The sequence below is a fragment of the Mycobacterium sp. TH-M25 genome (genome assembly GCF_057473665.1).
In genome coordinates this window covers 1-4,178 of the sequence record NZ_JBYCLA010000484.1, presented here as the reverse complement: position 1 = coordinate 4,178, position 4,178 = coordinate 1, and the positions used below count along the sequence as shown (strand labels likewise).

Genomic DNA, 4,178 nt, shown 5'->3' with positions numbered 1-4,178 from the left:
GACCCGGCCACCGACGTGCTGTCACACATGGTGACCGCCAGCCGGCACGCGCACTGGCTGAACCCCGAGCCCAAGCACCTGTGGGGCAGCGGCGATTCGGCGGTGCCGCGCTACCAAGAGGTGATCACCATGCACGAATGCCGTTCCGCCAAGCAGTTGGCCACGGTGATCGACCAGCTCCTACCGGTCTAGATTTTCCTCAGTTGGACGACTCGAACTGAGGTTATTCTTAGCGCAACATTTGACGTGCGTAAGAACACTGAGTGGGGTTCGTCATGCTGAAGAGTCTTCGCGTTGTGGCGCCGATCGTGGCTGCTGTCGGGGTGTCGATCGTCTTGTCTGCGTTGGCCCATGCCGACGACGACGCGTTGGCGGGCAGTACCAATGCGATCTTTCTCGGCGGTACCTTCGCGCCGACGCCGTCGACGGCCTATGTGGACGCCGCCGAGTCGCTGTATCTGGATCCGTTGGGGTTCACCAACGCCACGTCAATCTGCGACATGGCCGGAAACTTGCCCTGCGACGCTCCGTTGCAGGTGCTGACGACGCCGGAGCTGCTCGAGGAGGGTCCGAGCAGCCTGCAGGACGAGACGGACCTCGTGTACGCGATAGAAGCTGAATATCAAGCCGGGGATATGAGTGCCAGCGACCCGCTGACAGTGTTCGCCTACTCGCAGAGTGTCATCGCGGCCTCGGCGGCAGAGCAAGCGCTCTCGGCAGACCACATTCCCACCGCCGACCTGCATTTCGTGTTCATCGGCGACCCGAGCGACGCGCAGGGGGTGGCCACCAACATCTACACCGACTTGATTCAGCTATTCGGCGGCGGCACCACCGGGACGACTCTGACCAACGACCTGCTCACCGACACCAACGAGGACCAATTCGCCCCCGGCGGCACGCTTGCCGGTGTGACGCCGGACGACCTGTATCAGACGACGATCTACACGATCGACACCGACGGGGTCGCCGACTGGCAAGAGGATTGGAACGCGGCACTGGCCGCCGACGACGGCAACACCCTGGACGCCCTCGGCAACGCGCTCTACCACTTCTTCACCACCCACGCGGAATACCTGGGGCTGACGCCGGCCGACATCAGTACCGGCGTGGCAACGACCAACGACCTGACCACGACCATCACCATTCCGGACGGATCGGACCCGGGCAGCATGATCAACGACACGACCGCGCTGCTGGACGCTCTTTTTCATGGCGGGATTGCCGACAGCGGATTGTTCACCGCCCTGCTCGACTCAGTTCAAGACCTCTTCAACCCGGCTTTCGCTTGACCGCATCGGGCGGTCCACGGATTGTCCCGTCAGCCTCACCAGTATCACCAGTCTCGCCGCTGGCGGACCGTCAATGTGCCCACCTCGCAGCGACAATAGCGGCGACAGACGAGGTTTGTCGCTTGGAGGTGGGCACATCGAACGCTGACTCCCCGGGGTGCTGGTGTGGCATGTGAGTTCGGCCTGCGCACCTAGGCTCAAGTAAGCTGGCAAACCGTGCCAAAGCGGCGGCTGGGAGTCATGGGCGGGACGTTCGATCCCATCCACAACGGGCACCTGGTCGCGGCCAGCGAGGTCGCTGACTTGTTCGACCTCGACGAAGTGGTGTTCGTCCCGACCGGCCAACCCTGGCTGAAAGGCCGCGAGGTCAGCGCCGGCGAACATCGCTACCTGATGACGGTGATCGCCACCGCGGCCAACCCGCGCTTTTCGGTCAGCCGCGTCGACATCGACCGCGACGGGCCTACCTATACCAAGGACACCCTGCGGGATCTGCAGGCGCTAAAGCCGGACTCCGACCTGTACTTCATCACCGGCGCCGATGCTCTGGCGTCCATCCTGTCCTGGCAGGACCTGGATGAGCTGTTCGCGGCGGCCCGCTTCGTCGGCGTCAGCCGCCCGGGCTACGACCTTCGCAGCGAGCACCTCGCCGGCATCCTCAACGGACTGCCCGAGGATGCCCTGTCACTAGTCGAAATCCCGGCTCTGGCAATCTCTTCCACCGACTGCCGGCTGCGCGCTGCCCATAGCCGCCCGCTGTGGTATCTGATGCCCGACGGCGTCGTGCAATACATCTCCAAGACCGATCTGTATCGCAAACCGGGGGAGGAAGCGTGACCGCCGCGCCCGAGGCCATTGATATGGCAGCAGTCGCAGCCCGCGCGGCCGCCTCCAAGCTCGCCGACGACGTGGTCGTCATCGACGTCTCCGAACAGTTGGTCATCACCGATTGCTTCGTGATCGCTTCGGCATCCAACGAACGACAGGTCAACGCGGTCGTCGACGAAGTCGAGGAGAAGATGCGCGAGGCCGGGTACAAGCCGGCCCGCCGTGAAGGCACCCGCGAGGGCCGCTGGACGCTACTGGACTACGTCGATATCGTCGTGCACATCCAGCACCAGGACGAGCGCGACTTCTACGCCCTCGACCGGCTGTGGCGGGACTGTCCGGTGGTGGCGGTGGACGTGTCATGACCGTCCGTCGGCTGGTGATGTTGCGGCACGGCCAGACCGCGTTCAATTTCGGCAGCCGGATGCAAGGCCAACTCGACACCGAGCTCACGGAGCTTGGTCACGCCCAGGCGGTGGCCGCGGCCGAGGCGCTCGCCAAGCAGCAACCTTTGCTCATCGTGTCGTCGGATCTGCGGCGCGCCTACGACACGGCGGTGGCGTTGCAGCAACACACCGGGTTGCGGGTGCGCGCCGACGACCGGCTGCGGGAGACCCATCTCGGTGACTGGCAAGGACTGACCCACGCCGAGATCGACGCCAGCGTGCCGGGTGCGCGGTTGGCGTGGCGCGATGACGCCACGTGGGCGCCGCACGGCGGGGAGAATCGGATCGACGTGGCCGATCGCAGTCTGCCGTTGGTCACCGAATTGGTTGCCGGCGAACCGGATTGGGGAGCCGACGACGAGCCGGGCAGGCCAGTTGTTCTGGTCGCCCACGGCGGTCTGATCGCCGCGCTGACCGCGGCGTTGCTGCGGCTGCCGGTCCGCAACTGGCCGGCGTTGGGCGGCATGGGCAATGCCAGCTGGACGCAGCTGTCCGGGCATACCGAGTCCGGCGCGGCGGCTGATGATTTCGATGCCATCCGCTGGCGGCTCGACGTGTGGAACGCATCGGCGCAAGTTGCGGGCGATGTCCTCTGAGCCGCGGCCGACCCTGCTGGTCTTCGCCGATTCACTGGCCTACTACGGCCCGACTGGCGGCCTGCCCGCCGATGACTCCCGTATTTGGCCCAATATCGTTGCCAACCAACTGGGTTGGGATGTAGAGCTGATCGGTCGTATCGGGTGGACCTGCCGCGATGTCTGGTGGGCGGCTACCCAGGATCCGCGGGCGTGGGCGGCGCTGCCGAGAGCCGGTGCGGTGATCTTTGCGACCAGCGGCATGGACTCGCTACCCTCGCCGTTGCCGACAGCGCTGCGGGAGCTCATCCGCTACGTCCGCCCGCCGTGGCTGCGCCGCTGGGTTCGAGACGGCTATGGGTGGGCGCAGCCCCGGCTGTCGCCGGTGTCGCGGGCCGCATTACCGCCGCACCTCACCGCCGAGTATCTTGAAGAGGCTCGTGGCGCAATCGATTTCAATCGACCGGGCATCCCGATCGTCGCAACGCTGCCGTCGGTGCACATCGCCACGGCGTACGGGAAGGCGCACCACGGGAGGGCGGGCACCGTCGCGGCGATCACCGGATGGGCCGACGAGCATGATGTCGCGCTGGTCGACCTGAAAGCCGCTGTTGCCGACGAAGTGCTGAACGGTCGTGGCAACCCTGACGGCATTCACTGGAACTTCGAAGCGCACCGGGCGGTGGCGGAACTGATGCTCAAGGCGTTGGCCGAGGCCGGCGTGGCGACGATGCAGAGCGCGCAGCGCGATGAGGAGGAGCCGCGCGATCCGGCCCCCGTGGCGACGATGCAGAGCGCGCAGCGCGATGAGGAGGAGCCGCGCGATCCGGTCGATGTCCGAGTCGACAGCTGAGTTCATGTCCGTCATCGTCGTCACCGACTCGTCGGCCCGACTTTCCGATGAGTTGCGCCGGCAGTGGGGGATACGTCAAGTCCCGCTGCACATCCTGCTCGACGATGCCGATTTTCGCGACGGCATAGACGATATCCCGGACAATATCCACGAGTACGACGATGCCACCACGGCGGCCGCGACC

At 65.6% G+C, this 4,178-nt stretch carries 7 protein-coding genes; all 7 read left to right on the top strand.

The window, feature by feature from the left end; translation table 11 throughout:
• Nucleotides 1-192 (top strand): VWA domain-containing protein (locus AC2VOU_RS16335; protein WP_486958311.1); only part of this gene is annotated, 192 nt, incomplete at its 5' end.
• Between the two features lie 83 nt (nucleotides 193-275).
• Complete coding sequence (locus tag AC2VOU_RS16330) at nucleotides 276-1,292, top strand: PE-PPE domain-containing protein (protein ID WP_486958310.1); 1,017 nt, start codon at nucleotides 276-278, stop codon at nucleotides 1,290-1,292.
• Between the two features lie 231 nt (nucleotides 1,293-1,523).
• Complete coding sequence (gene nadD / locus AC2VOU_RS16325; RefSeq protein WP_486958313.1) at nucleotides 1,524-2,129, top strand: nicotinate-nucleotide adenylyltransferase; 606 nt, start codon at nucleotides 1,524-1,526, stop codon at nucleotides 2,127-2,129.
• A complete protein-coding gene (gene rsfS / locus AC2VOU_RS16320) occupies nucleotides 2,126-2,485 on the top strand; it encodes a ribosome silencing factor (protein ID WP_486958309.1) in 360 nt (119 codons plus the stop codon). Before nadD ends, rsfS begins: the two co-directional genes overlap by 4 nt.
• Nucleotides 2,482-3,162, top strand: a complete 681-nt coding sequence (gene gpgP, locus AC2VOU_RS16315; protein WP_486958308.1) for a glucosyl-3-phosphoglycerate phosphatase — start codon at nucleotides 2,482-2,484, stop codon at nucleotides 3,160-3,162. Before rsfS ends, gpgP begins: the two co-directional genes overlap by 4 nt.
• Nucleotides 3,152-3,994, top strand: a complete 843-nt coding sequence (gene octT, locus AC2VOU_RS16310; RefSeq protein ID WP_486958307.1) for a diglucosylglycerate octanoyltransferase — start codon at nucleotides 3,152-3,154, stop codon at nucleotides 3,992-3,994. The genes gpgP and octT overlap by 11 nt, the downstream gene beginning before the upstream one ends.
• Before the next feature lie 4 nt (nucleotides 3,995-3,998).
• The coding region (locus tag AC2VOU_RS16305) for a DegV family protein (protein WP_486958312.1) at nucleotides 3,999-4,178 on the top strand (180 nt) is incomplete at its 3' end.

Excerpts from the sequence above, each read along its gene's own strand:
- AC2VOU_RS16330 (WP_486958310.1), top strand. The coding sequence starts at position 276 with ATGCTGAAGAGTCTTCGCGTTGTGGCGCCGATCGTGGCTGCTGTCGGG.
- gpgP (WP_486958308.1), top strand. The coding sequence starts at position 2,482 with ATGACCGTCCGTCGGCTGGTGATGTTGCGGCACGGCCAGACCGCGTTC.
- octT (WP_486958307.1), top strand. The coding sequence starts at position 3,152 with ATGTCCTCTGAGCCGCGGCCGACCCTGCTGGTCTTCGCCGATTCACTG.